Raw genomic sequence first — 21,610 nt, 5'->3', positions numbered from 1 at the left:
GGGCGTTCTCGTGTCCGGTGCCCCCAGTCGTGCCGGCGGAGGGCCTCCAGGGCACTGTGGGATCAGGTCACAGCGGGATGTTCTTGTGCCGGCCCCGCACGTGAGAGGCGGCGTCCAGTGCCTCGGCGAGGCGGCGACGGGTGTCCGTGGGCTCGATGACCTCGTCGACCACGCCGATCGAGACCGCCCTGCCCACGCCGCCGGCGATCGCGGCGTGCTCGTCGGCCAGTCGCTCGTGCAGAGCTTCACGCTCGTCCTCGGGCGCCGCGGCGAGTGTGCGCTTGTGGAGGATGCCCACCGCCGCCTTGGCGCCCATGACCGCGACCTCCGCATCCGGCCACGCGAACACGGCGGAGGCGCCGAGAGCGCGCGAGTTCATGGCGATGTACGCACCGCCGTAGATCTTGCGGGTGACCAGCGTGACGCGGGCGACGGATGCCTCTGCGAAGGCGTGCAGCAGCTTGGCGCCGCGGCGGACGACGCCGTCCCATTCCTGTGAGACCCCCGGGAGATACCCCGGGACATCGACGACGACGAGCAGAGGGACACCGAACGCGTTGCACAGGCGGACGAACCGCGAGGCCTTCTCGGCGGACTCGGAGTTGAGGCAGCCGCCCAGGCGGAGCGGGTTGTTGGCGATCACCCCGACCGTGCGGCCCGACATCCTGCCGAAGCCCACCACGATGCTGGGTGCCCACTTGGCCTGGAGTTCCTCGAAGGTCGTGCTCCCGTCCAGCTCGGACGAGTCGAGGATGCCGTGGACGAGGGGACGGACGTCGTAGGCCCGCTTGGGAGAGTCCGGGAGGAGCCCCGCGAGGTCCGTGTGGTCGCCCTCGAGTGCGCGCAGGTCGAACTCTCCCTGGGCGGACAGCAGGGTCACCAGCCGACGTGCGCGGTGAAGCGCGTCCTTCTCGTCCGTGGCGGCGATGTGGCACACACCGGACTTGCGGTGGTGGACGTCCTGGCCGCCGAGTCCCTCCATGTCGACCTGTTCCCCGGTGACGGAGCGGACCACGTCGGGGCCGGTGACGAAGATCTTGCCCGCCGGCGCCATGATCACGACGTCCGTGAGCGCGGGGCCGTATGCGGCACCGCCCGCGGCGGGGCCGAGCACGACCGAGATCTGCGGCACGTGGCCCGACGCGCGCACCATGGCCTCGAAGACGAGGCCCACGGCGTGGAGGGCCTCGACGCCCTCGGCGAGACGGGCTCCGCCCGAGTGCCACACGCCCACGACGGGCAGGTGCTCGTCGATGGCGGTGTCGATCGCGTGGACGATGTGGCGGCAGCCGTCCAGGCCCATCGCCCCACCCATGACGGTGGCATCGGTGGCGTAGGCGATCGTGGCTTCGCCGTCGATCAGTCCCCGGGCGGCGAGTGCGCCCGAGGCGTCTGGCTCCGTGAGGAACTCGAGCGATGCAGGATCGAAGAGAGTCTCGAGCCGTGCGACGGGGTCGCGCGGGTCAATCTGAGTGGTCTGGTCCACGGCGCTGGTGATGGTCATCGAATGCAGTCCTTTCCGTGGCGCATCTCCCGGTTGGGAGGGTGCGCTCCTGATGGACCCCCGGACTGGCTGGTGTGGGGGAGGCGAACGATCGGGGACCCCCGTCCCTGATCGCGCCGTCCGCCCGTCACCCCGCATGACGCGGAGTGTTCTGGTGTGTCGGGTCCCGGATATGGGGAGGGGACGCGAGCTCGTCTGGTGCACCGACCGCACCTTCGGCCCTGAATGCGCCCCCGCCCCGTGCTCCGGGACGTGGTGTCAGCTCTGGTCGATCTTCTGGATGTAGTCGACCGCATCCTGCACAGTACGCAACTTGGCGAGATCCTCGTCCGGGATCTCCACCCCGTAGCGATCCTCCGTCTGCACGGCTATCTCCACCATGGACAGGGAATCGATGTCCAGATCGTCCACGAAGGACTTCTCCGGCGTCACCTCGGAGGGCTCGATCCCGGTGACCTCCTCGACGATCTCCGCAAGTCCGGAGATGATCTCGGCCTCGGTGCGTGCCATGTGGTGTCCTTTCTGGTGGTGTCGTCGCACCCGGCCGGGTGCGACGTGGTCGTCGTGACACGGCCACCGGACCAGGCCGGTGACCGCGGGTTCGTGGGGGTGGTCTAGGCGCCGCTGAGAGCCGGGACGGCGTCGAGCGCGTCCTCGAGGTCCTCGGGCGTGGTCACGCCGTGGCGGGGCACTTCGCGCATCATCCGCTTGGCCAGGCCGACGAGCGCACCGGACGGCGGGAGCTCGATGAAGGCGTCGACGCCGAGCTTGAGCATGGTCTGCGTGCACAGGTCCCAGCGGACGGGATGGGTGATCTGGGAGATCACGCGGTCCAGGGCGTCCCTGCCCGAGGTGACGACCCTGCCGTCGGAGTTGGAGAGCAGAGTGAACTTCGGGTCGCGGACCTCGATCGTGTCCGCGAGTGCGCGGAACTCCTCCACGGCCGACCCCATGTGACCGGTGTGGAACGCCCCGGCGACGTCGAGGCGCCGCAGGCGGGCGCGGATCGGGGGGTTCTGTTCGAGAGCATCGCACGCTTCGAGGGGGCCGGCGGCGACGATCTGCCCGGCGCCGTTCCGGTTCGCCGGTTCCAGACCGGCGTTCTCGAGGGCCAGCAGGACGTCGGCTTCCACCCCACCGAGCACGGCGATCATCCCCGTGGGGCGGTCGGCGCACGCCTTCGACATCGCGGCGCCGCGGACCGAAGCCAGGCGGAGGGCGTCGGCCTCGGAGACCACCCCGGCGATCGCGAGCGCCGCGACCTCGCCGATGGAGTGTCCGGAGATGATGGTGTCCGCAGGGACCCGGCCCCGCCGACGGAGCTCCGCGGCGCCGAGCAGTGCGGAGGCGACCACCAATGGTTGGGTGACCGCGGTGTCGGTGATCTCCTGCAGGGTCGCCGTGGTGCCGAGGCGCTCGAGATCGAGTCCGCTCGAGGCGGACCACTCGTCGAGACGGTCCGACGCGCCGGGGAGCTCGAGCCACGGCGCGAGCATTCCGGCCTTCTGGGACCCTTGTCCTGGGGCGGTGAGGCAAAGCACGAGTATCAGACAACACGTGATGCCCTCTGTCGGATGATGTTCTCGTAGCCAGAAACCACGGCGGGATTTTGTGGGGTTCCCACAAAATCGGTGTTGAGTGCGCTGACATCTGTCGCAGCAGCGGTTTCGTTACACGGTGTGACGAGAGTGAATGTTTAGCTCTCCTGAGGGCTTCGATCGGTGAACTTGCCGAGCACGAGGGCGATACGGAGGACAAATGCCTCTCTCGCGTCCAAGGGGTCGAACTCCGTGATCTGGCTCACTCGTTTGAGTCGATACCTCACGGTGTTGGGATGGACATACAACTCGCGGGCACACGCCTCGACGTGGCCGCCTGAGTCCAGATAGGCCCGGAGGGTCTCCTCCAGCGACGGATCCGCGCCCCTCAGCGGGGTCACGATCCGCTCCACGAGCATGACCGCGGCCCCGCGGTCCCCGCCGAGGACCCGTTCCGGCAGCAGGTCGATCGCCGCCACCGGACGGGGCGCGCCGGGCCACCCGGTCGCGGCCGCGGCGCCGGCGATCGCCTCGGCGGCGCTGTCCGGGGCCTCGGCGAGTGAACCGACGGTGTGTCCGACGACCACGGGGGCGTCGGGGGAGAAGGCGTCGAGGACCGAGGCAGGGACGGCGGAGGCGGACTCCAGTTCCCCGGACAGGATGACGACGAGGCGTGCCCCCTGGACCACGGCCAGGGCGTGTCGGCCCGCCGCGACGGCGGCCTTGTGCGTGGCGGGCACCGCCGCCAGCCCCAGGTCTGCTCTGGGGCGACCCACGATCACGGTCGCCGCGGTGGTCGGGTCCCAGTTGAGGGCAGAGGCGCCGGATGCGAGATCGGCGTGGCGGTCCCCACGGACCACGGCGTCCACCAGCATCGCCTCCATGCGGGTGTCCCAGGCGCCCCGGTTCTCCGCGGCGGCCGCGTAGACGGAGGCCGCCGTGAAGCCGAGTTCGCGCCCGAACTTCAGCACCGCGGCGATCATCAGCCCTCGTTGCCGCTCGTTGTGGGTGATCCGCGGCATCACCAACTCGAAGTACTCACAGGTGGAACGGACGAGTTGCACGGTCTCCTGCAGCGACAGTCCCTGACCGAGGCCCTTGGGCAGCAGCTTGAACCCGGCGATCGTGTCGGTGTGCTGGGCCTCGGGGTTGCGCATCCAGGTGACGAAGTCACGCACCGCGCTCTGGATGATGAGCTGGATCTCCGCCCGCTGGTCCGCCGAGAGTCCCGCGAAGAACGGCAGGTCCTCCTCCAGGGACCGGACCGCTTCCGTGGAGAGCGTCCCCGAGTACCGGGTGATGCGCTTGAGGAGCGCGTCCGAGACCGGTCGCTGATCCGGGGCCCGCGAGGACCGGCGCCGGGACGGAGTCGCGGCCTTCTGCCCGCCCCCGGCCACCGCTCCTGTCCCGGCCCCCGCCTCGGCGCCCGGGGGGGCCGCCTCCGTGGCACCCCCGGAGGCCCCGGTCGCGGCCCCGGTCACCTCGGTCACGCCACGCCGGGATCCGTCGTGGGCTCGGGCGCCGCCATGACATCGTCGATCCGGTAGAGGCGAGCGGCCTCAAGAAGGGTGCGCTTGTCGATGCTGCCCTCCCGGACCAGACCGGCGAGAACCGCGACGATGATCGATTCGGCATCGGTGTTGAAGAACCGACGGGCGGCCGGCCGGGTGTCGGAGAACCCGAATCCGTCGGTGCCCAGGACGGTGTAATCCCCGGGGACCCACCCACGGATCTGGTCCGGCACCGCCTTCTGGAAGTCGCTCACCGCCACCTTCGGTCCCTTGCTGGAGTCGAGTGAGGCGGTGACGAACGGGATGCGGGGCTGCTGGTCGGGGTGACGGAGCTCGTGACGCTCACACTCGAAACCGTCCCGGGCCAGCTCGTTCCACGAGGTGGCCGACCAGAGGTCGGCCGCGACGTCCCACTTCTCCGCAAGCTCCTTCTGGGCCTCGGCCGCGGCGTACATCGCGACGCCCGAGGCGAGGATCGCCGCCGCGTGCGTTCCCTTCTCCGCCTTGCGGAAGCAGTAGAGACCGCGGAGCAGTGCGTCGACGTCCAGGCCCTCGGGCTCCGGCGGCTGGGGGACGGGCTCGTTGTACAGGGTGATGTAGTACGAGACGTTGTGGTCGACACCATCGGTATCGGTCTCGTGCGCCGCGGCCGGACCGTACATCCGCTCGATGCCCGCTCGCATGATGTGGACGAGTTCGAACGCCCACGCCGGGTCGTAGGAGAGGATGCCCGGGTTGGTCGCGGCGAGCAACGGCGAATGGCCGTCCATGTGCTGCAGTCCCTCCCCGGTGAGGGTCGTACGGCCGGCGGTCGCGCCGAGCAGGAACCCGCGCGCGAGTTGGTCCGAGGCGGCCCAGATGCTGTCGCCGGTGCGCTGGAAGCCGAACATCGAATAGAAGATGTACAGCGGGATCATGGGTTCGCCGTGGGTCGCGTACGCGGTACCCGCCGCCGTGAACTCGGCGACCGACCCCGCCTCACTGATGCCCTCGTGCATGATCTGGCCGCTGGTGGACTCCTTGTAACTCAGCATCAGGTCGTGGTCGACCGAGGTGTAGTTCTGCCCGTGCGGGTTGTAGATCTTCAGGGTCGGGAACCACGAGTCCATGCCGAAGGTCCGGGCCTCGTCCGGGATGATGGGGACGATCCGGTCCCGCAGGGACTCGTCGCGCAGGAGCTCCTTGCAGGTGCGGACCAGGGCCATCGTGGTGGCCACCGGTTGCTTGCCCGACCCCTTGCGCAACGACGCGAAGGACTCGATGCTCGGCACAGAGAGCGGGGTGAAGCTCTGCCGCCGCTCCGGCACGTGCCCGCCCAACGCGCTGCGCCGCTCCAGCATGTAGCGGATCTCCGGGGAGTTGGGCCCGGGGTTGTAGTAGGGCGGCAACGTCGGGTCGGCTTCGAGCTCCTCGTCGGTGATCGGGATGAGCTGCTTGTCGCGGAACTGTTTGAGATCGTCCAGCGTCAGCTTCTTCATCTGGTGCGTGGCGTTGCGGCCCTCGAAGTTCTGGCCGAGTCCGAACCCCTTGATGGTGTGCGCGAGGATCACCGTGGGTCGACCGGTGTGTTCGAGCGCCGCCTTGTACGCGGCGTGGATCTTCCGGTAGTCGTGGCCACCGCGGCGTAGGGCCCAGATGTCCTCGTCGGACAGGTCCTCCACCAACTTGGCCGTACGCGGGTCGCGGCCGAAGAAGTGCTCGCGGATCCAGGCGCCGTCGTTGGCCCGGAATGTCTGGTAGTCGCCGTCGGAGACGGAGTTCATCAGGGAGACGAGGGCACCCTCGGTGTCCTTCTCGAACAGAGCGTCCCACTCGCGTCCCCACACCACCTTGATGACGTTCCACCCGGCACCGCTGAAGTACGACTCCAGCTCCTGGATGATCTGCCCGTTCCCGCGGACCGGGCCGTCGAGGCGCTGGAGGTTGCAGTTGATCACGAAGGTCACGTTGTCCAGTGCGTCGTTCGCGGCCACCTGCAGGGCTCCGCGCGACTCGACCTCGTCCATCTCCCCGTCCCCGAGAAACGCCCAGACGTGCTGTTGCGAGGTGTCCTTGATTCCCCTGTTGGCGAGGTAGCGGTTGAACCGCGCCTGATAGATGGCGTTCAGGGGGCCGAGCCCCATGGACACGGTGGGGAACTCCCAGAACTCGGGAAGGGAGCGTGGATGGGGGTAGGAGGGCAGGGACCGGCCCGGGTGGCTCTTCTCCTGTCGGAAACCGTCCAGGTCGTGCTCCCGGAGGCGCCCCTCGAGGTAGGCGCGTGCGTACATGCCGGGCGAGGCGTGCCCCTGGAAGAAGATGTGGTCCCCGCCGCCGGGGTGGTCCTTGCCGCGGAAGAAGTGGTTGTACCCCACCTCGTAGAGCGGTGCCGCCCCCGCGTAGGTGGAGATGTGGCCGCCCACGCCGATGCCGGGACGCTGGGCCCGGTGCACCATGATCGCGGCGTTCCAGCGGATCCAGCGCCGGTAGGTGCGCTCCACGGACTCGTCCCCCGGGAACTCGGGTTCGAGACTGGTGGGGATCGTGTTGACGTAGTCCGTCGAGGTCAGGGCGGGCAGGGGTACGCGCTGCTTGGACGCGCGTTCGAGGAGCCGCAGCATGAGGTAGCGGGCCCGCTCGGGGCCTGCCTCCGCGAGCATGCCGTCGAGTGAGTCCATCCACTCCTGGGTTTCCTCGGGGTCCGAGTCCGCGAGGTAGGACGCGACCCCCTCGCGGAGGACCGGCACATTGGTGGGTGCGGAACCATCTCTCGTGCCTACGGTCTCGGTCATGCGTCTCGTCCTCACTTCTGCGATACGTACAGCGGCGACCCGGTGGGGGCACCACACATGTCGGGGTGCAGTCTCCGGTCGACCGCGCGCACCGCGGGTGTGGGTTGGATCGCGTGGTCGGCCGGGCACGGGCCGTCGTCGGCCCCTGTCTCCCCCTGATTGTGCCCCAAAGCGTGATGCGGGACACGAGGCTGCGGTCCGGGCGACGAAATGGGCGGTTGTCGTTTCCTCTGAGAGGGTGCCCGGGTAGTGTTCCTGGTCAGCGAAAGACCAAGACGAACACACTCGGATACGAGGGAGGAACACCACGGTGGTCGCCGCGGCGAACCAACAGGACGGGGCGGATCAGATAGCTGGTCAGCTCGAACTGACGAAGGACATGCTCGTTCAGGAGGTCGGATGGGATTCCGACTGCGACGAGTCGATCAGTGAGGCCGTCGAGGACGCCGTCGGGTCGGAGCTGCTGGAGGAGGACACAGACGAGATCGTCGACGCCGTGCTGCTCTGGTGGCGCTCCGGGGACGGTGACCTGGTGGACAGGCTGATGGACGTCGTGACCCCGCTGGCCGAGGACGGCTCGGTGTGGGTCCTCACCCCCAAGACGGGGAACGACGGGCACGTGGAGCCCTCGGTCATCGCCGAATCGGCTCAGACCGCGGGGATGCTCCAGACGCGTACCGCGGCCCTCGGGGACTGGGCGGGAAGTCGTCTGGCGCTGCGGAAGAACAGCATCCCGCGGAAGTGATCCCACCCCCGGGGGGGTTCTCGACCCGTTCAGCGGGGGAGCGCCCCGGGGGCGATGTGAGGAACACCGGTGCCGGCGGCGCCGGTGTTCTGTCGTAGATCGGCCGTCCGTCACCGGTCCGGGCCGAGGAGGGCGACAGCCCCGGACACCGCCTGTGCGGGCCCCGGCAACGGCACGCGGTAGGGACGTCGGTCCTCGGCGGCGTACGGCGCCTCCCTGTGGCCGCCGCCCCAGGCCCACAGACCCCCGTTCCGGTCGATCCCGAAGGACGAGGTGCCACCGGCGCCGATCCAGTCCATCGGGGGTACACCCAGCACCTGGCGGGGCTCCGCGATCGACGCGTCCTCCGCGGCGCCGTCCCCGAGAACTCCGGAGACGGTGCGACCCCACGCCCAGACGCGCCCGTCGGTATCCCGCGCGAGCGCGTAGTCGCTGCCGGCGGCCACCTGCACGATGTCGGTCAGACCGTCGACCCGGACGGCCCGCGGGCTCTGGCCGCCCCGCGGCTCGACGCCCAGAAGTCCGTGGACGTTGTTGCCCCACGCGCAGACCTCCCCGGTGCCGGTGGCGATGACCGCAGCCCCGCCCGGGTTGGCCACGCTGACGGCGCCGGGGACGTCCCGAATCGTGCGCACCCGGGTCCCGTCCTGCTCGCCGATGACCTGGGTGAGATTGATTCCCCACCCCTGGAGCGTGCCGTCGGAGCGGAGGGCCAGCGCGTTGAGTTGCCCGGCGGCCACCTCGATCACGTTCTCGACGTCGGGGACCGGGCCCGGGGTGGCCTGGTTCCGCTCGGCGTCGCGGCGGCCCCCGCTCGCGATGAACGCGTCGCCCCACGCGACGACGGATCCGTCGGAGCGGGTCGCCAGGAACGCCCCGCCCACGGCGGCGACGGACGTCGCGTCCTGTACGCCCGGCACCGTGCGGGGCCGCTGGGTCCGTGAGTATCCGGCCACTGTGCCGGCCAGCAGTCCCCGGTGATCCTCCCCGACCACCGAGACCGTGCCATCCGGGTGGACCGCGGCGAGGGCGGGGCCGGCATCGGCCACCGAGACGACCTGTTCCCATCCCGGGATCGGGCCGGGTGGGAGCGTGCTCCCGGCGAGACCGCCGAGGAACACCGCCTGTCCCGGCACCCGCGGGGCAGGTGTGGGTGACGCCGACGAGTCAGGACACGGCGGGGCGGACATGACCGCGCGATCGGCGGCGCTGCACCCGGCCGCGCCGGTGAGCGCCAGCGAGAGCGCGACTGCCGAACGAACGGCCCTGCGGAGGTGTGCCATGATCGGATTCTGCGGTGGCGGCGGACAGTTGTCCAGAGGGTTCCTCCGAGTCCGCGACGACCAGGATGCCCGGTCCGTCGGTCCGGGCCGGGTTCTCCCGGGAGGCCTCCGGGAAGGTCTCCGGGAAGGTCTCCCGACAGGTCACCCCCGGGGCCGCCGCCCCGGGGGGTGGGATACTCTGTCGCACACCGTCCGGGACCATCCAGGCGGCGATTTCCGCGCGCGTAGCTCAGCGGTTAGAGCTCTGGTCTTACACACCAGCGGTCGGGGGTTCGATTCCCTCCGCGCGCACTCATGAACAGACATCTGCTCCGGGCACTGGGGACCGCGCTGGGGTTCGCCGCCGACGCCGCATTCGCGGATCCCGGCCGCTGGCATCCCGTGGCGGGCTTCGGGCGGTGCGCCTCGGCACTGGAGCAGGTGCTCCACCCGACCACAGACGGCCCCGGCGTCACCGGGACCGGAACGGACGCCGCCACCCGCGGCCGGGGTCTCGCCTACACGGTGGTGCTCGTGGGCGGGTCCGCGACCATCGTGGGTGCGGCGGAGGCTCTCGCCGCCCGCAGGCCCGTCCTGCAGCTGGCTGTCACGGCCGTCACCGTCTGGTCCTGCCTCGGCGGCACCTCGTTGCTCCGGGTGGCGGAGCGGCACGCGGAGTTGCAGTTGCGGGGGGACGTCCCGGCGAGTCGCGAACTCCTGCCGTGGCTGTGCGGCCGTGATCCGAGCGTGCTCGACTCCGATGATCTGGCCCGTGCCGTCATCGAGTCCGTCGCGGAGAACACCTCCGACGCGGCCGTGGCGACCTTGTTCTGGGCCGCGGTGGCCGGGCCCGCCGGTGCCGCCGCGCACCGGGCCGCAAACACCCTCGACGCGATGGTGGGACACCGCTCGACCAGGTATGTGGACTTCGGTCGGGCCTCCGCGCGGCTCGACGATGTCCTGGGCTGGCCCGCCGCGCGCCTGGCGGCCGTTCTCGCCGCGGGGCTCGCCCCTGTGGTCGGGGGCGCGCCCCGGGCCGTCCTGGGTACGTGGCGGCGGGACGCCCGGGCACACCCCAGCCCCAATGCGGGGGTGATCGAATCAGCGTGCGCCGGAGCCCTCGGGGTCCGACTGGGCGGCAGGACGCCGTATCCCTACGGCGTCGAGATGCGCCCGGGTCTGGGGCGGGGGCCCGCGCCGCGCCCGGAGGACATCCGCAGGGCGATCCGGCTCATGCGGGCCACCCAGGTGGCGGCCGCGGTCGGAGCCGTCGCGGCTCAGGTCGTCCTCGCGGTCAGGTCCGGAGACGGTCCGCCCTCCGGTGGGCCCGTCGTTGCTCGGCGTCGTCCCGGTGACCGTACCGGTCTCTGAGGGCGCGTTCTCGGGCGTTGAACGCCGCCGCGTCGGGGTCGTCCCCCCCGTGCGTGGGGGGCGCGGAGGAGACGCCATCCGCCCTGTCCGCCCCGTCCGATTCGGCGTCGCGACGACGCGCCCGGATCTCGGCCCAGGCGAAGTAGGCGAGGGCGAGCGGCGCCAGGACGCCGAAGGCGAGCCACTGCAGACCGTAGGACAGGTACGGGCCGTTCTCTATCCCCGGGATCGGCACCGGGCTGAGCGAACCGGGCTGGTCCCCCGTGAGCTGGAGATACCCGGCGGGCACGAGCGTGTGGTCGAGGGCATCACCCAGGACCGCGGGGTCCAGGACACGCACGGCCGGGAGCCCGTCCACGAGGACCGGCTCGGCCTGACCGCTCTCCGCGGCCCGGATCCGTGCGGTGATCTCGACGGGCCCGCCCGGCGCGGCGGCGTAGTCGGGGACCGTGTTGTTCTCGCCGACGGGAACGTAGCCACGGTTGACCAGGATCTCCGGCCCGTCAGCCGGCTCGAACACCGTCAGCACCTGGAAGACCGGTTCGCCGTCGACCGCGCGGAGCCGCAACAGCGCCTCGGCGTCGGGCTGCCACCGGCCGTCCAGCGTCACCAACCGCCATTCGCGGTCCGCGAACGCCTCGGGGCCGTCGACCACCTGCCCGAACGGTGCCGGGGCGGCCTCGATGGACTCCGCCAGGCGGTCGTTGCGGGCATCGAGATCCTCGCTCTTGCCCAGTTGCCACGGGGCGAGCAACGCGAAGCACGCCCAGGCGAACAGCGACACGGCGAGCAGGCCGATCAGCCAGCCGGGACTCAGAAAGCGCCGCAGACTCCGCATGGCCCCAGGGTATCCGCTGGGCCCAGGCCGGCATGAATGAGCCCAGACCGGCATGAATGAGCCCGAACGGGCCCGTACGGGCCTAACCGGGCCTGGACGGGTCCGTAAGCGCTACGCCAGGAGGGCACGCACCTCGGCCACCAACCCGGGGAGCGCCTCGGTGATCTGCAGACGGGTCCGGGTGAAGCCGTCGTCGTCCCCGTAGTAGGGGTCGGCCACGTCCCCGCCGTCCGCCGCGGGGTCGAAACCCCGCAGGAGTCGGATGCGGTGCTCCTCGACCCCGGCATCGAGGAGGTGGTCGCGGTGGCCGCGGTCGAGCGCCACCACCAGGTCGGCCGTGTGGTCGGCGGGGGACAGTTGCGCCGCCACGTGGGAGTCGTCGTACCCGTGGGACCGCAGTTCGGCCGCCGCGCGCGGGTCCATCGGGTCCCCGACGTGCCACCCGCCGGTCCCCACGCTCGAAACGGAGACCCTGTCGCCCAACCCGGCCCCGGCGAACGCGTCGCGGGCCATGACCTCGGCCATGGGGGAGCGGCAGATGTTTCCGGTACAGACGAAGACCACGTGGGCGGTGTGCTCACCAGGCATGGATGATCCGCTCCAGTTCGCTCGTGTCCGCCGGGGACCAGCGGGCATCGGCCCACTCCTCGGGGCTGCCGTAGCCCCAGCGCACGATCGCGGTGGGGATGCCGTAGCGGGCGGCCCCGGCCACGTCGTGCTCGCGGTCGCCGATCATGAGGACCCCGTCGGTACCCCCGTCGCCCTCGGGGACCGGATCCACCCCCACCGAGGCCAGCGAATGCGCGATCACGTCGGCCTTGGCTGATCGGCCGACCCGCAGGTCCGCGCCGCCGATGAACTCGAAGGGCTCGTCGAGGCCGAAGTGATCCAGGATCCGCCGCGCGGCCCGCTGGTCCTTACTCGTCGCCACGGCCATCCGGAAGCCCTGACCGGCCAGGCCCGTCAGCAGCCCGTCCATCCCCTCGTAGACGGCGTTCTCGAGCCACCCCACGTCGCTGTAGCGCTCGCGGTACGCGCTCATCGCCCGCTGCAACTCCGAGCCCTCGAGTCCCAGCGAGGCGAGGGTGTCGGGCATGGGCGGGCCGGCGATGGAGCGGATGTCACGGGAGTCGTCCCAGCTGGCGCCGACGGTGTCCAGCGCGTGGCGGAGCGACTTGGCGATGCCGTCCAGGGAGTCGGTGATGGTGCCGTCGAGATCGACGAGCAGGACAGGGCGGTCGGGCATGCGGTCATTCTCCCAGACCCGCGCCGCAACCCGTCCCGCGCCGCCACGCGACCCGCCCCGTCGCCGCCGGCCCCGAGCCCCCCTAGGCTGCCGTGCATGAGCGCCGCGCCCGGACACCTGCCTGGTCATCAACCGGACGGCCCGTCCTGGGAGGCGCTGCGACACCACGGCGACGCCGAGCTGGTGCCGGGCGGGGTCAACTTCGCCGTCAACGTGCGGGGTGACGGCCCTCCCACGTGGCTGCGGGAGAGGTTGGCCGACCGACTCGGCGACCTGGGCCGGTACCCCACCGCCGAGGACCGCGACGCCGCCGCCGCCGCGGTCGCGGCCCGTCACGGGGTCGACCCCGACGCGGTGCTGTTGCTCGGCGGCGCCTCGGAGGGGTTCCACCTCCTCGCCGACCACGCGGCCCGCAGGGGCCTGCGCGCTGCCGTGGTGCACCCGTCGTTCACGGAGCCCGAGGTCGAGTTGCGGCGGGCCGGGGTGCCGGTCCACAGAGTGATCCTGCCTCCGCCGTACGGCCTCGATCCGGCGCTCGTTCCCGAGGAGGCGGACCTCGTCGTCGTCGGTAATCCCACAAACCCCACCTCGGTCCTGCACGCCAGGGCGACCGTCGCGGCGCTGTGCCGCCCGGGCCGGGTGACGGTGGTGGACGAGGCGTTCTGCGACGTGGTGTACGACGAGTCCGCGCACACGCTGGCCGGCGCCCGCCTTCCCGGCCTGGTGGTGTTGCGGTCGTTGACCAAGACGTGGGCGCTCGCGGGGCTGCGGGTGGGTTACGCCGTGGGCGATCCGGCGGTCCTGGCTGACCTCGCCGCTGACCGGCCGCACTGGCCCCTCGGCACGCTGCAGCTCGAGGCGATCCGGGCGTGCCTGGGTCCGGAGGCGGACGGCGAGCTGGAGGCCGCGCGCGAGCAGGTGGTGGCCCAACGTCGGGCGATGGTGGCCGCGCTCGAGTCCGCAGGGATCACGGTCGTCGTGCCCCCCGAGGCCCCGTTCGTCCTGGTGCGCACCCCGGACGGCGCGGATCCCACCGCGTTCCGCGCGGGACTGGCGCGACGGGGGATCGCGACCCGCCGCGGTGACACGTTCCCCGGGCTCGACGCCACCCACCTGCGCCTGGCGGTCCGCGACGGCAGGATGGTGGACGCACTCGTCCGCGCCTGGCGGGCGGAGCGGGAAGGGGATCGACGATGACCACCGGTGGGCCCACCCTGGCCGATGTGATCGACCTGCTGGAGCACGCGTACCCGCCCCGGTTGGCCGAGTCCTGGGACCGTGTCGGGCTGGTCGCGGGCGACCCCGCCGCGCAGGTCGGGACGGTCGTGGTGGCCGTCGACGCGACCGACGAGGTGGTCGACCACGCGCTCGCCGTGGGCGCCGACCTGCTCCTGGTCCATCACCCGCCCCTGCTGCGCGGGGTGCACTCCATCGCCGCCGACACCCCCAAGGGTCGGCTGCTGCACCGCCTGGTCGCGGGCGGATGCGCCCTGTACGCCGCGCACACCAACGCCGACTCCGCGCGGCCCGGAGTCAACGACGCCCTCGCCGAGACGCTGGGGCTGGATCCCGGGCGACCGCTGGTCCCGACTGGTGACGGCACCGTCGACAGGTGGGTGGTGACGGTGCCCGACGACGACGTCGAGGACCTCCTGCACGCCGTCTTCGCCGCCGGGGCCGGCCGGATGAGCGGGTACACGGAGTGCTCGTTCTCCGTGCGGGGTACCGGTCGCTTCCGGCCCGGCGACGGGACCACCCCCGCGAGGGGTCAGGTGGGCGAGCCGGAGCGGGTCTCCGAGACGCGGGTGGAGTTCGTGGCGCCCCCCGAACTGCGGGCCGAGGTGCGCCGGGCGGTGACGGCCGCGCACCCGTACGAGGTGCCCGCGATGGACGTGCTGGTCAACCACGCAGGCCCCGGTCCGGGTCCGGAGGACACGGGCCTCGGCCGCGTCTGCGACCTGCCCGGACCCATGACCCTCGCCGAGTTCACCGCGCTAGTCGGCGCCAGACTGCCCCGGACCGTGTGGGGGGTCCGGGCCGCCGGTGATCCCGAGACGGAGGTCAGGAGGGTCGCGCTGTGCGGCGGCTCCGGTGACTCGCTGCTGGGGGCGGCCCGCGCGGCCGGGGCGGACGTGTACCTCACCGGAGACCTGCGTCACCACGTCGTCGACGAGCACCTGAGGGAAGGCGGCCCGGCACTGGTGGACGCGGCGCACTGGGCACTCGAGTTCCCCTGGTGTGCGCAGGCCGCGGCGTTGCTCGAGGAGGGGGTCGGGGTGGTGGCGACCGTCTGCGACCTGCGCACCGATCCGTGGACGGCGGCGTCGGGGACGGCGGGCGTCGGGCGGTAGTCTTGGCCCTCATGAAGGCCGATCCCACCCTCCAGCGTCGACTCGTCGACCTCGCCGAGCTCGACCTGCGCCTGGGCTCCCTCGACCACCGTCGGCGATCCCTCCCGGAGCAGGCGACCGTGGACACGTTGGAGGCCGAGCGCCGGGCGGCCGTGGAGTCCGCCGCGCGGGCGCGGATCCACGTGGAGGACCTGGATCGCGCGATCGCCAAGCTGAACTCGGATCTCGACGCCGTACGGAGGCGTCGCGCGAACGACTCCGCGGCGCTGGCCGCCGGAGGCCTGTCCGACAGGCAGGCCACCGAGCTCGAGTACGAGCTGGGATCGCTCCACCGTCGTCAGGAGAACCTCGAGGCCGAACTCTCCGAGCTGACCGAGCGCCACGAGGCGGTTGACGCCGACGTCCGCCACTCCGGCGCGATCATCACCGACCTGGACGCCCGCCTCGGGATGGCCACCACCGTCCGCGACACCGCACTCGCCGACCTCGAGGACTCTGTCACCGCCACGACCGCCGAGCGGGCCCGCCAGGCGGAGGACCTCCCCGCCGACCTGCTCGACCTCTATACCCGTAGTGCGCAGCAGGCGGGAGTGGGTGCGGCGATCCTCAGTGGTGGCCGATGCTCGGCCTGCGCGATCGATCTCGACCGCACCACCGTGTCGGCGTTCCGCACGGCACCCGCCGACGACGTCCTGACCTGCCCGGAGTGCGGCGTGATCGTCGTCCGCACGGCCAACTCGTGAGCGGCGGCCCGGGCTGGACGGGCGCGGCCGGCAGGCCCACGCGGATCGTGCTCGCCCGTCACGGTCAGACCCCGCTCTCGGTGGACCGTCGGTACTCCGGCCAGGGCGATCCCGACCTCACCGAGTTGGGGGTGCTCCAGGCCGAGCGGACCGCGGAGCGGCTGGCCCGCCTCCCCGGGCTCTCGGCGGTCGTCTCCTCCCCACTGCGCCGGTGTCTGGGGACGGCCGAGCGGGCCGCCGAGGCGACGGGTGTCCCGCTGATGGTCGAGGACGACCTCATCGAGACCGATTTCGGGCAGTGGGAGGGCCTGACCTTCACCGAGGCCGCGGAGCAGGACCCCGCTCTGCACTCACGCTGGATGTCGGACACCGCCGTCCCGCCCCCCGGGGGCGAGAGCTTCGCCGTGGTCCGCGCCCGGGTCGAGCGGGGACTGCGCCGGATCGTCGCCGAGAACCCGGGCGGGGTGGTGGCCGTGGTCAGTCACGTCACCCCCATCAAACTCGCGATCCGGGCGGCCCTCGACGCCGGCGACGAGCTGCTCTTCCGGCTCCACCTGGACCTGGCCTCGGTGTCCGACGTGCGGTTCTACCCCGACGGTCCCACGTCGGTGCACCTGGTCAACGACACCTCGCACCTCGACTAGACTCCCCAGGGCGAACGAGTCGGCCGGACGGCCGCGGGCGGGGGAACCGGCGCCATCAGGTGGCAAGGCCCCGGTCCGAGGAAAGTCCGGACTCCACAGAGCAGGGTGGTTGTTAACGGCAACCCGGGGTGACCCGCGGGACAGTGCCACAGAAAACAGACCGCCGCGCCGCGAGCGCGGTAAGGGTGAAACGGTGCGGTAAGAGCGCACCAGCGCCCCGGGCGACCGGGGCGGCTAGGTAAACCCCACCCGGAGCAAGGTCGAAGGCCGCACCGCCTGCGGTGCGGCTGCGCGGATGGCGTGCAGAGATGCACGGAAGGGCTGCTCGCCCGAGTCCGCGGGTGGACCGCTCGAGGTACCCGGTGACGGTGTGCCCAGATGGATGGTCGTCGCCCCTCCGCGTGGAGGGGCACAGGATCCGGCTTACAGGCCGACTCGTTCGCCCCGATCCCGCCGTGTGCGCGCCTGGCTGGGCTTGCGCGGCCCGCTGGACTTGCGCGGCGTGCTGGGCTTGCGCGGCGTCTCGGGTCCATTCCGCCCGCGCATCGCCGGAATTCCCGGGCAATCCGGCCGCGCGAGCCGAAGAGGGCGCGCAAGTCGGTGGGAAGGGGCGAGCCCGGCCTCAACCCCGAGTAGGGTCGGACGGGTCAGCAGATCACCGGACGACCCCAGGAGGCCCCTCATGTCGGAAGAGCAGTGGTACTACGACATCGGCACGGGCCAGGCGTTGCAGGGCAAGGTGACCAACTGGGACAACCGCATGGGCCCCTACGCCACCCGCGGTGAGGCCGAGGCCGCACTGGCCAAGGCGAAGGCCCGCAACGAGGCGTGGGACGCGGAGGACGAGAAGGACTGAGCAGGGCTGCGCTACGTGCCGCTGCCCTTCTTCTTGCTCTTCGTCTTCCGTCTCCGCGCCGCGCGCCGGGATTCCGACAACTCGCGGTAGGCGGCGGTCACGGTGGCCGCGTCGCTCTCGAACCCTGCCAGCGCGCGCTCGGAGAAGCCGCGCTCGTGCTCGAAGAGCACACCGAAACCGAAGGTCGGCTCGCCCGCGGACTCGGCCCGCCTGGCGATCCGCCGGAGCCACATCCGCGCGGTCACGCTGTCCTGGACGTCGCCGAGCACGGTGTGCAGTCGCTGGCACGCGGTGCGCAGCGGTGCGACGGTCAGGCCATCCGACTCGCGGAGGGCGCCGACGTTGCGCCGCAGTGCCTTGGCGCGCTTGCGGACCACGTGGGTCAGTTCCTCGCGCTGGGCCAGGGTCAGCTCGAGCGAGTCGAGGTCACGCTCGGTGCGGGTGCGGGCCTTGGTGAACTTGGCGAACTGTCGGTCCACTCCTCGCAGGACCATGTCCTGGGCCTCGCGCCTGCGCTTCTTCGAGCTCTGCGCGGGCGCGCCGGACCGGGGGCCCGATCCGGAACCGGTGCCGGCGACCTCGACCAGCAGGTGCAGCCGGTCGAGCAGGTCGAGGTACCGTTCGGAACCCAGTGCCTCCGCGACCCGCGCGCCGGCGCGTCGCTCCTCGGAAGCGAGCTCGTCGCTCAGCCGCTTCCTGGTCAGCGGGCTCACCACGTCCTCCGGGTACTCGGCCGCCAGTTCTTCGAGCCGCTGGTCGACCACCTGGATGTCGCGCACCTTGCCCAGGACCGCGGCGAGGACCTTGAGCTCCTCCAGCAGGTCGGCCAGATCGATCTCGGTGTCCTCGGTTTCCGATTCGAGTTCCTCGGCGAACGAACTGATGGTGCTGCGCAGACCGCGGACCGCCACCCGCATCTGGTGAACGCCCACCATGGTGACGCGCCGGGCCGCGGGATCGTGGTCGAGTACCTTGCCGAGGTCCTCCCGCAGGGCGTCCCTCACCGCGGAGGCGCCCGGGTCGTCCGGTGAGGGGAGCGCGCCGAGGGCGCGGGCGAGTTTGGACGACGACGACGAGGTCGTGGCCCCGGCGGAGGAACACGCGGTGGCGACGGTGTCGAGATGGCCCCGCGCTCCGGGCCGGGACGGATCGACCAGTTCCACCTCCCACTCCCGCCACTCCGCGTTCGCGTTCCCGGTGACGAACGACTGCGTCGAGACGTGGTCGTCGCAGAACTCCACGACGGCGGTGCCCTCGGGGTCGCGGAGGAGCACGACATGCCGCCGGTTGTCCACGCGGGCCACGGGCGCGAGCGGTCGGCGGCGGACCAGCCCCGCCACCGCGGCCACGAACTCGGCCGGCACGTCGTCGCCGTGGTCCAGCGGGAGCTGCAACTCCACCCGCCCGGCCTCGGACGGGAGTTTGAGGTGCCAGCCGGAATCGTCGCCGCCGGTACGGCGTCTGAGGGTGACCTTGTGGCGGGTGAGGCTGAGGTCGGCGGTGTCGTAATACGTGGCCGAGAGTTCGTGCACCACGGGGTCGTCCGCGAGCAGAGGGGCGAAGGCGTCCGCGGCGGGGATCGGGGTGTCGGTGTCGACCTCGAACTTGCTCTCGATCTCCATCGTCTCGCTGATCGTCATGGACTGGTTGTATCAGGCCCGGGTGAACACCGAGTCCGGTGCGCCGCGACCGGTCCGCCACCCACACTCTGTCGACGTCCCGTGACGCCTCGGACTTACTTGCGGGTAAGATCGCGGTGGTTCGGATCACATGCGCGCCGTGGGGAGAAGAAGTGGATCAGACGACACGAGTCGACGTCCTCGTCGTGGGGGCCGGTTTCTCCGGACTCGGGGCGGCCATCAGGCTCACCGAGGAGGGGGTCGACGACCTCATCGTGGTCGAGCGGGGCGCGGACGTGGGCGGCACCTGGCGCGACAACTCCTATCCGGGGGCGGCGTGCGACGTGCCCTCCCACCTGTACTCGTACTCCTTCGCCCTCAACCCGGAGTGGTCGCGGGCGTTCTCCCCCCAGGGCGAGATCTACGACTACATCCGTCGTGTCACGCATGATCACGGGGTCCGGGACAAGATCCGGTTCGGCGTCGAGGTCACCTCGGCGCAGTACGACGAGAACCGAGGCCGGTGGACGGTGAGCACCACGGCGGGGGAGTACGACGCGAGAGTGCTGGTCTTGGGCGTCGGCGCGCTGTGCGAGCCCAAGCTCCCGGAGATCGACGGCATCGACGAGTTCGCGGGCCCCGTCTTCCACACCGCCCGCTGGGACCATTCGGTCCCCCTGGCGGGTCGACGCGTGGCGGTGATCGGCACCGGAGCCTCCGCGATCCAGGTGGTGCCGTCCATCGCCCCGGTCGTCGAGCACCTCGACGTCTACCAACGCACCGCGCCCTGGGTCCTGCCCCGCATCGACCGGAAGTACCCGGGGTTCGAGCGTGCCCTTTACCGCAGGGTTCCCGGTCTGCAGCGCGCGGTCCGGGGACTGCAGTACGCCAGCCGTGAGTTCCAGGTCGTGGGCCTGACCCGGACCCGGGCGGCCCTGGCCCCGATCAAGGCGCTCGGGCGCGCGCACCTCGCGATGTCCGTCCGCGACCCCGAACTACGGGCCACCCTCACCCCGCACTTCGAGATCGGATGTAAGCGGATCCTGCTGTCCAACACCTGGTACCGGGCGCTGAGCCGGCGGAACGTCGACGTGGTGACCACTCCCATCAGCCGGGTGACAGAGACCGGGATCGTCACCTCCGACGGCGCAGAGCACCCCGCGGACGTGCTGGTGGTGGCCACCGGGTTCCACGTCACCGACTCGCCGTTCTTCGAGCGCGTCCGCGACTCGGCCGGACGAACCCTTGCGGACACCTGGTCGAGCGAGGGAATGGAGGCCTACAAGGGCACCACCGTCGCCGGATATCCCAACCTGTTCGTCCTCATGGGCCCCGCGACGGGCCTCGGACACTCCTCGATCATCTACATGATCGAGTCCCAGCTGAACTACCTCGTGGACGCGATCCGCGCCATGCGCGACCGCGGCCTGCAGACGGTCGACGTCCGCGAGGCGGTCCAGAACGCATACAACCGTGAGTTGCGCGAGAACACCGGCAAGACGGTCTGGCTGACCGGCTGCAAGAGCTGGTACCTCGACGCCAAGGGCAACGCCCCGGCCGTGTGGCCCGACTTCACCTTCACCTTCCGCAACCAGACGAGGGAGTTCGACGTGAGCGCGTATCGCAGGACCACGGTGGACCGACCCGCCGAGGTGCCCACCGGGCAGGAGGCGCTCCGGTGAGCGCGCCGATCACCAAGGTGCTCGGCGCCCTGGGTGGCCTGACCTCCCGCCGTCCCCAATGGCAGATGGACGGCAAGGTCGTCGTTATCACCGGTGCCGGCTCCGGCATCGGCCGAGAGCTCGCGCGGGAGGCGGCTCGCCGGGGGGCCCGGCTGGCCCTGAGCGACGTGGACGTCGACGGTCTGGCCGAGACGGTGAGACTGGTGGGAGCGGAGTCATCGGCGGAGGTGCACTCCGACCGGCTCGACGTCACGGAGCAGGCCGCCGTCGCCGAGTACGCGAGCCGCGTGATCGAGCAGTTCGGCGTGGTCCACCTCGTCGTCAACAACGCCGGTATCGCGTTCACCGGGTCGGTCGCGCAGTCCGGCTACAAGGACATCGCCCGGGTGATGGACGTGGACTACTGGGGGGTCGTGCACGGCACCAAGGAGTTCCTGCCGCATCTCATCGCCTCCGGGGACGGGCATCTCGTCAACATCTCCAGCATCTTCGCGATCCTCTCGGTGCCCACACAGAACGCGTACAACGCGGCCAAGGCCGCGGTGCAGCAGTTCACCGAATCGCTGCGGATGGAGATGCTCGCCGGCGGCCACCCCGTCGACGTCACCTGTGTGCATCCCGGGGGGATCAGGACCGCGGTGGCCAGGAGTGCCGGCGCAGCCGAGGGCCTGGACAGTGCGACCTTCGCTACGATCTTCGACTCCAAGTTCGCACGGACGGAGGCGTCGACGGCCGCGCGGGTGATCCTCGACGGGGTCGAGCGACGACGCGCGAGGGTGCTGGTGGGTCCGGACGCGTACGTGATCGACGCGATGGTCCGGCTCTTCCCGTCGGGCTACCAGAAGGCGACGGTCGCCGCCTCGCGCCGCTTTGGGGTCGTCTGACCCGGCCCAGGGGGCGTGCGGCAGAGCGGGCCTGCGCGGGAAGCC

At 71.3% G+C, this 21,610-nt stretch carries 18 protein-coding genes, 1 tRNA gene, 1 other RNA gene and 1 pseudogene; 11 read left to right on the top strand and 10 right to left on the bottom strand.

What is annotated here, in order from left to right:
* Positions 1-67 precede the first annotated feature (67 nt).
* The 5 genes from CEY15_RS15275 to aceE form a co-directional block, all read right to left on the bottom strand.
* Positions 68-1,504 (bottom strand): acyl-CoA carboxylase subunit beta, encoded by a 1,437-nt coding sequence (locus CEY15_RS15275; RefSeq protein ID WP_017835616.1) that lies wholly within the window; start codon positions 1,502-1,504, stop codon positions 68-70.
* Positions 1,505-1,762: 258 nt separating this feature from the next.
* Complete coding sequence (acpM, locus tag CEY15_RS15270; protein ID WP_095719155.1) at positions 1,763-2,014, bottom strand: meromycolate extension acyl carrier protein AcpM; 252 nt, start codon at positions 2,012-2,014, stop codon at positions 1,763-1,765.
* A 104-nt stretch (positions 2,015-2,118) separates the two neighbouring features.
* A complete protein-coding gene (locus tag CEY15_RS15265; protein WP_095719154.1) occupies positions 2,119-3,045 on the bottom strand; it encodes an ACP S-malonyltransferase in 927 nt (308 codons plus the stop codon).
* A 155-nt stretch (positions 3,046-3,200) separates the two neighbouring features.
* Positions 3,201-4,532 carry a PucR family transcriptional regulator gene (locus CEY15_RS15260; protein WP_095719153.1) on the bottom strand — a complete coding sequence of 444 codons (1,332 nt, stop codon included), beginning with the start codon at positions 4,530-4,532 and terminating at the stop codon, positions 3,201-3,203.
* Positions 4,529-7,324 carry a pyruvate dehydrogenase (acetyl-transferring), homodimeric type gene (aceE, locus tag CEY15_RS15255; protein WP_095719152.1) on the bottom strand — a complete coding sequence of 932 codons (2,796 nt, stop codon included), beginning with the start codon at positions 7,322-7,324 and terminating at the stop codon, positions 4,529-4,531. The genes CEY15_RS15260 and aceE overlap by 4 nt, the downstream gene beginning before the upstream one ends.
* 310 nt (positions 7,325-7,634) lie before the next feature.
* On the opposite strand from aceE, the gene CEY15_RS15250 reads away from it, so the two are divergent.
* Entirely contained in the window at positions 7,635-8,069 is a 435-nt protein-coding gene (locus CEY15_RS15250; RefSeq protein ID WP_017835610.1) for a DUF3052 domain-containing protein, read from the top strand.
* Between the two features lie 110 nt (positions 8,070-8,179).
* Here the strand turns inward: CEY15_RS15250 and CEY15_RS19015 are convergent, their stop codons facing one another.
* Positions 8,180-9,352 (bottom strand): RCC1 domain-containing protein, encoded by a 1,173-nt coding sequence (locus CEY15_RS19015; RefSeq protein ID WP_095719151.1) that lies wholly within the window; start codon positions 9,350-9,352, stop codon positions 8,180-8,182.
* 218 nt (positions 9,353-9,570) lie between these two features.
* Between CEY15_RS19015 and CEY15_RS15240 the strand changes: the two genes are divergently transcribed.
* Positions 9,571-9,643: transfer RNA gene (locus tag CEY15_RS15240), tRNA-Val, on the top strand.
* Positions 9,644-9,646: 3 nt separating this feature from the next.
* A complete protein-coding gene (locus CEY15_RS15235; protein WP_095719150.1) occupies positions 9,647-10,702 on the top strand; it encodes a CobD/CbiB family cobalamin biosynthesis protein in 1,056 nt (351 codons plus the stop codon).
* Here the strand turns inward: CEY15_RS15235 and CEY15_RS15230 are convergent.
* The 3 genes from CEY15_RS15230 to CEY15_RS15220 form a co-directional block, all read right to left on the bottom strand.
* Positions 10,626-11,540, bottom strand: coding sequence for an SURF1 family cytochrome oxidase biogenesis protein (locus CEY15_RS15230; protein ID WP_017835608.1), 915 nt, complete (start codon positions 11,538-11,540; stop codon positions 10,626-10,628). The two genes, CEY15_RS15235 and CEY15_RS15230, sit on opposite strands and share 77 nt — an antisense overlap.
* A 111-nt stretch (positions 11,541-11,651) precedes the next feature.
* Positions 11,652-12,128: a low molecular weight protein-tyrosine-phosphatase gene (locus tag CEY15_RS15225; RefSeq protein WP_095719149.1), complete on the bottom strand. Its 477-nt coding sequence runs from the start codon at positions 12,126-12,128 to the stop codon at positions 11,652-11,654.
* Positions 12,118-12,786: an HAD hydrolase-like protein gene (locus CEY15_RS15220; protein ID WP_017835606.1), complete on the bottom strand. Its 669-nt coding sequence runs from the start codon at positions 12,784-12,786 to the stop codon at positions 12,118-12,120. The genes CEY15_RS15225 and CEY15_RS15220 overlap by 11 nt, the downstream gene beginning before the upstream one ends.
* Positions 12,787-12,882: 96 nt before the next feature.
* Here CEY15_RS15220 and cobC point away from each other — a divergent pair, with 96 nt between their 5' ends.
* From cobC to CEY15_RS15190, 6 genes and pseudogenes are all read left to right on the top strand, one after another.
* Entirely contained in the window at positions 12,883-13,983 is a 1,101-nt protein-coding gene (gene cobC, locus CEY15_RS15215; protein WP_095719148.1) for an Rv2231c family pyridoxal phosphate-dependent protein CobC, read from the top strand.
* Positions 13,980-15,137 (top strand): Nif3-like dinuclear metal center hexameric protein, encoded by a 1,158-nt coding sequence (locus CEY15_RS15210; RefSeq protein ID WP_095719147.1) that lies wholly within the window; start codon positions 13,980-13,982, stop codon positions 15,135-15,137. Before cobC ends, CEY15_RS15210 begins: the two co-directional genes overlap by 4 nt.
* A gap of 11 nt (positions 15,138-15,148) precedes the next feature.
* A complete protein-coding gene (locus CEY15_RS15205; RefSeq protein WP_031264491.1) occupies positions 15,149-15,880 on the top strand; it encodes a zinc ribbon domain-containing protein in 732 nt (243 codons plus the stop codon).
* Between the two features lie 8 nt (positions 15,881-15,888).
* Positions 15,889-16,524: pseudogene (locus tag CEY15_RS15200) on the top strand (histidine phosphatase family protein); the annotation flags it as partial.
* A 15-nt stretch (positions 16,525-16,539) separates the two neighbouring features.
* Positions 16,540-16,966: RNase P RNA component class A (rnpB, locus tag CEY15_RS15195), an RNA gene on the top strand.
* 240 nt (positions 16,967-17,206) lie between these two features.
* A complete protein-coding gene (locus CEY15_RS15190) occupies positions 17,207-17,380 on the top strand; it encodes a hypothetical protein (RefSeq protein ID WP_095719146.1) in 174 nt (57 codons plus the stop codon).
* 11 nt (positions 17,381-17,391) lie between these two features.
* On the opposite strand, the gene CEY15_RS15185 is transcribed toward CEY15_RS15190, so the two are convergent.
* Positions 17,392-19,020 carry a CYTH and CHAD domain-containing protein gene (locus CEY15_RS15185; protein WP_095719145.1) on the bottom strand — a complete coding sequence of 543 codons (1,629 nt, stop codon included), beginning with the start codon at positions 19,018-19,020 and terminating at the stop codon, positions 17,392-17,394.
* A gap of 152 nt (positions 19,021-19,172) precedes the next feature.
* Here CEY15_RS15185 and CEY15_RS15180 point away from each other — a divergent pair, with 152 nt between their 5' ends.
* Complete coding sequence (locus CEY15_RS15180) at positions 19,173-20,681, top strand: flavin-containing monooxygenase (RefSeq protein ID WP_017835599.1); 1,509 nt, start codon at positions 19,173-19,175, stop codon at positions 20,679-20,681.
* Between the two features lie 65 nt (positions 20,682-20,746).
* Positions 20,747-21,565: an SDR family NAD(P)-dependent oxidoreductase gene (locus CEY15_RS15175; RefSeq protein WP_042328873.1), complete on the top strand. Its 819-nt coding sequence runs from the start codon at positions 20,747-20,749 to the stop codon at positions 21,563-21,565.
* The last annotated feature ends 45 nt before the right edge of the window (positions 21,566-21,610 follow it).

Source organism: Dietzia natronolimnaea, from assembly GCF_002289575.1.
GTDB lineage: Bacteria > Actinomycetota > Actinomycetes > Mycobacteriales > Mycobacteriaceae > Dietzia > Dietzia natronolimnaea_A.
Note: the sequence above shows the minus strand (reverse complement) of the source record. Positions and strands in the feature narration are given on the sequence as shown.

What these genes read in the sequence shown, in the direction of transcription:
- CEY15_RS19015 (WP_095719151.1), bottom strand. Translation starts at nt 9,352, where the DNA reads ATGGCACACCTCCGCAGGGCCGTTCGTTCGGCAGTCGCGCTCTCGCTG.
- cobC (WP_095719148.1), top strand. Translation starts at nt 12,883, where the DNA reads ATGAGCGCCGCGCCCGGACACCTGCCTGGTCATCAACCGGACGGCCCG.
- acpM (WP_095719155.1), bottom strand. Translation starts at nt 2,014, where the DNA reads ATGGCACGCACCGAGGCCGAGATCATCTCCGGACTTGCGGAGATCGTC.
- CEY15_RS15210 (WP_095719147.1), top strand. Translation starts at nt 13,980, where the DNA reads ATGACCACCGGTGGGCCCACCCTGGCCGATGTGATCGACCTGCTGGAG.
- CEY15_RS15175 (WP_042328873.1), top strand. Translation starts at nt 20,747, where the DNA reads ATGGACGGCAAGGTCGTCGTTATCACCGGTGCCGGCTCCGGCATCGGC.
- CEY15_RS15220 (WP_017835606.1), bottom strand. Translation starts at nt 12,786, where the DNA reads ATGCCCGACCGCCCTGTCCTGCTCGTCGATCTCGACGGCACCATCACC.
- CEY15_RS15230 (WP_017835608.1), bottom strand. Translation starts at nt 11,540, where the DNA reads ATGCGGAGTCTGCGGCGCTTTCTGAGTCCCGGCTGGCTGATCGGCCTG.
- CEY15_RS15185 (WP_095719145.1), bottom strand. Translation starts at nt 19,020, where the DNA reads ATGACGATCAGCGAGACGATGGAGATCGAGAGCAAGTTCGAGGTCGAC.
- CEY15_RS15275 (WP_017835616.1), bottom strand. Translation starts at nt 1,504, where the DNA reads ATGACCATCACCAGCGCCGTGGACCAGACCACTCAGATTGACCCGCGC.
- CEY15_RS15235 (WP_095719150.1), top strand. Translation starts at nt 9,647, where the DNA reads ATGAACAGACATCTGCTCCGGGCACTGGGGACCGCGCTGGGGTTCGCC.
- CEY15_RS15225 (WP_095719149.1), bottom strand. Translation starts at nt 12,128, where the DNA reads ATGCCTGGTGAGCACACCGCCCACGTGGTCTTCGTCTGTACCGGAAAC.
- CEY15_RS15205 (WP_031264491.1), top strand. Translation starts at nt 15,149, where the DNA reads ATGAAGGCCGATCCCACCCTCCAGCGTCGACTCGTCGACCTCGCCGAG.
- aceE (WP_095719152.1), bottom strand. Translation starts at nt 7,324, where the DNA reads ATGACCGAGACCGTAGGCACGAGAGATGGTTCCGCACCCACCAATGTG.
- CEY15_RS15190 (WP_095719146.1), top strand. Translation starts at nt 17,207, where the DNA reads ATGTCGGAAGAGCAGTGGTACTACGACATCGGCACGGGCCAGGCGTTG.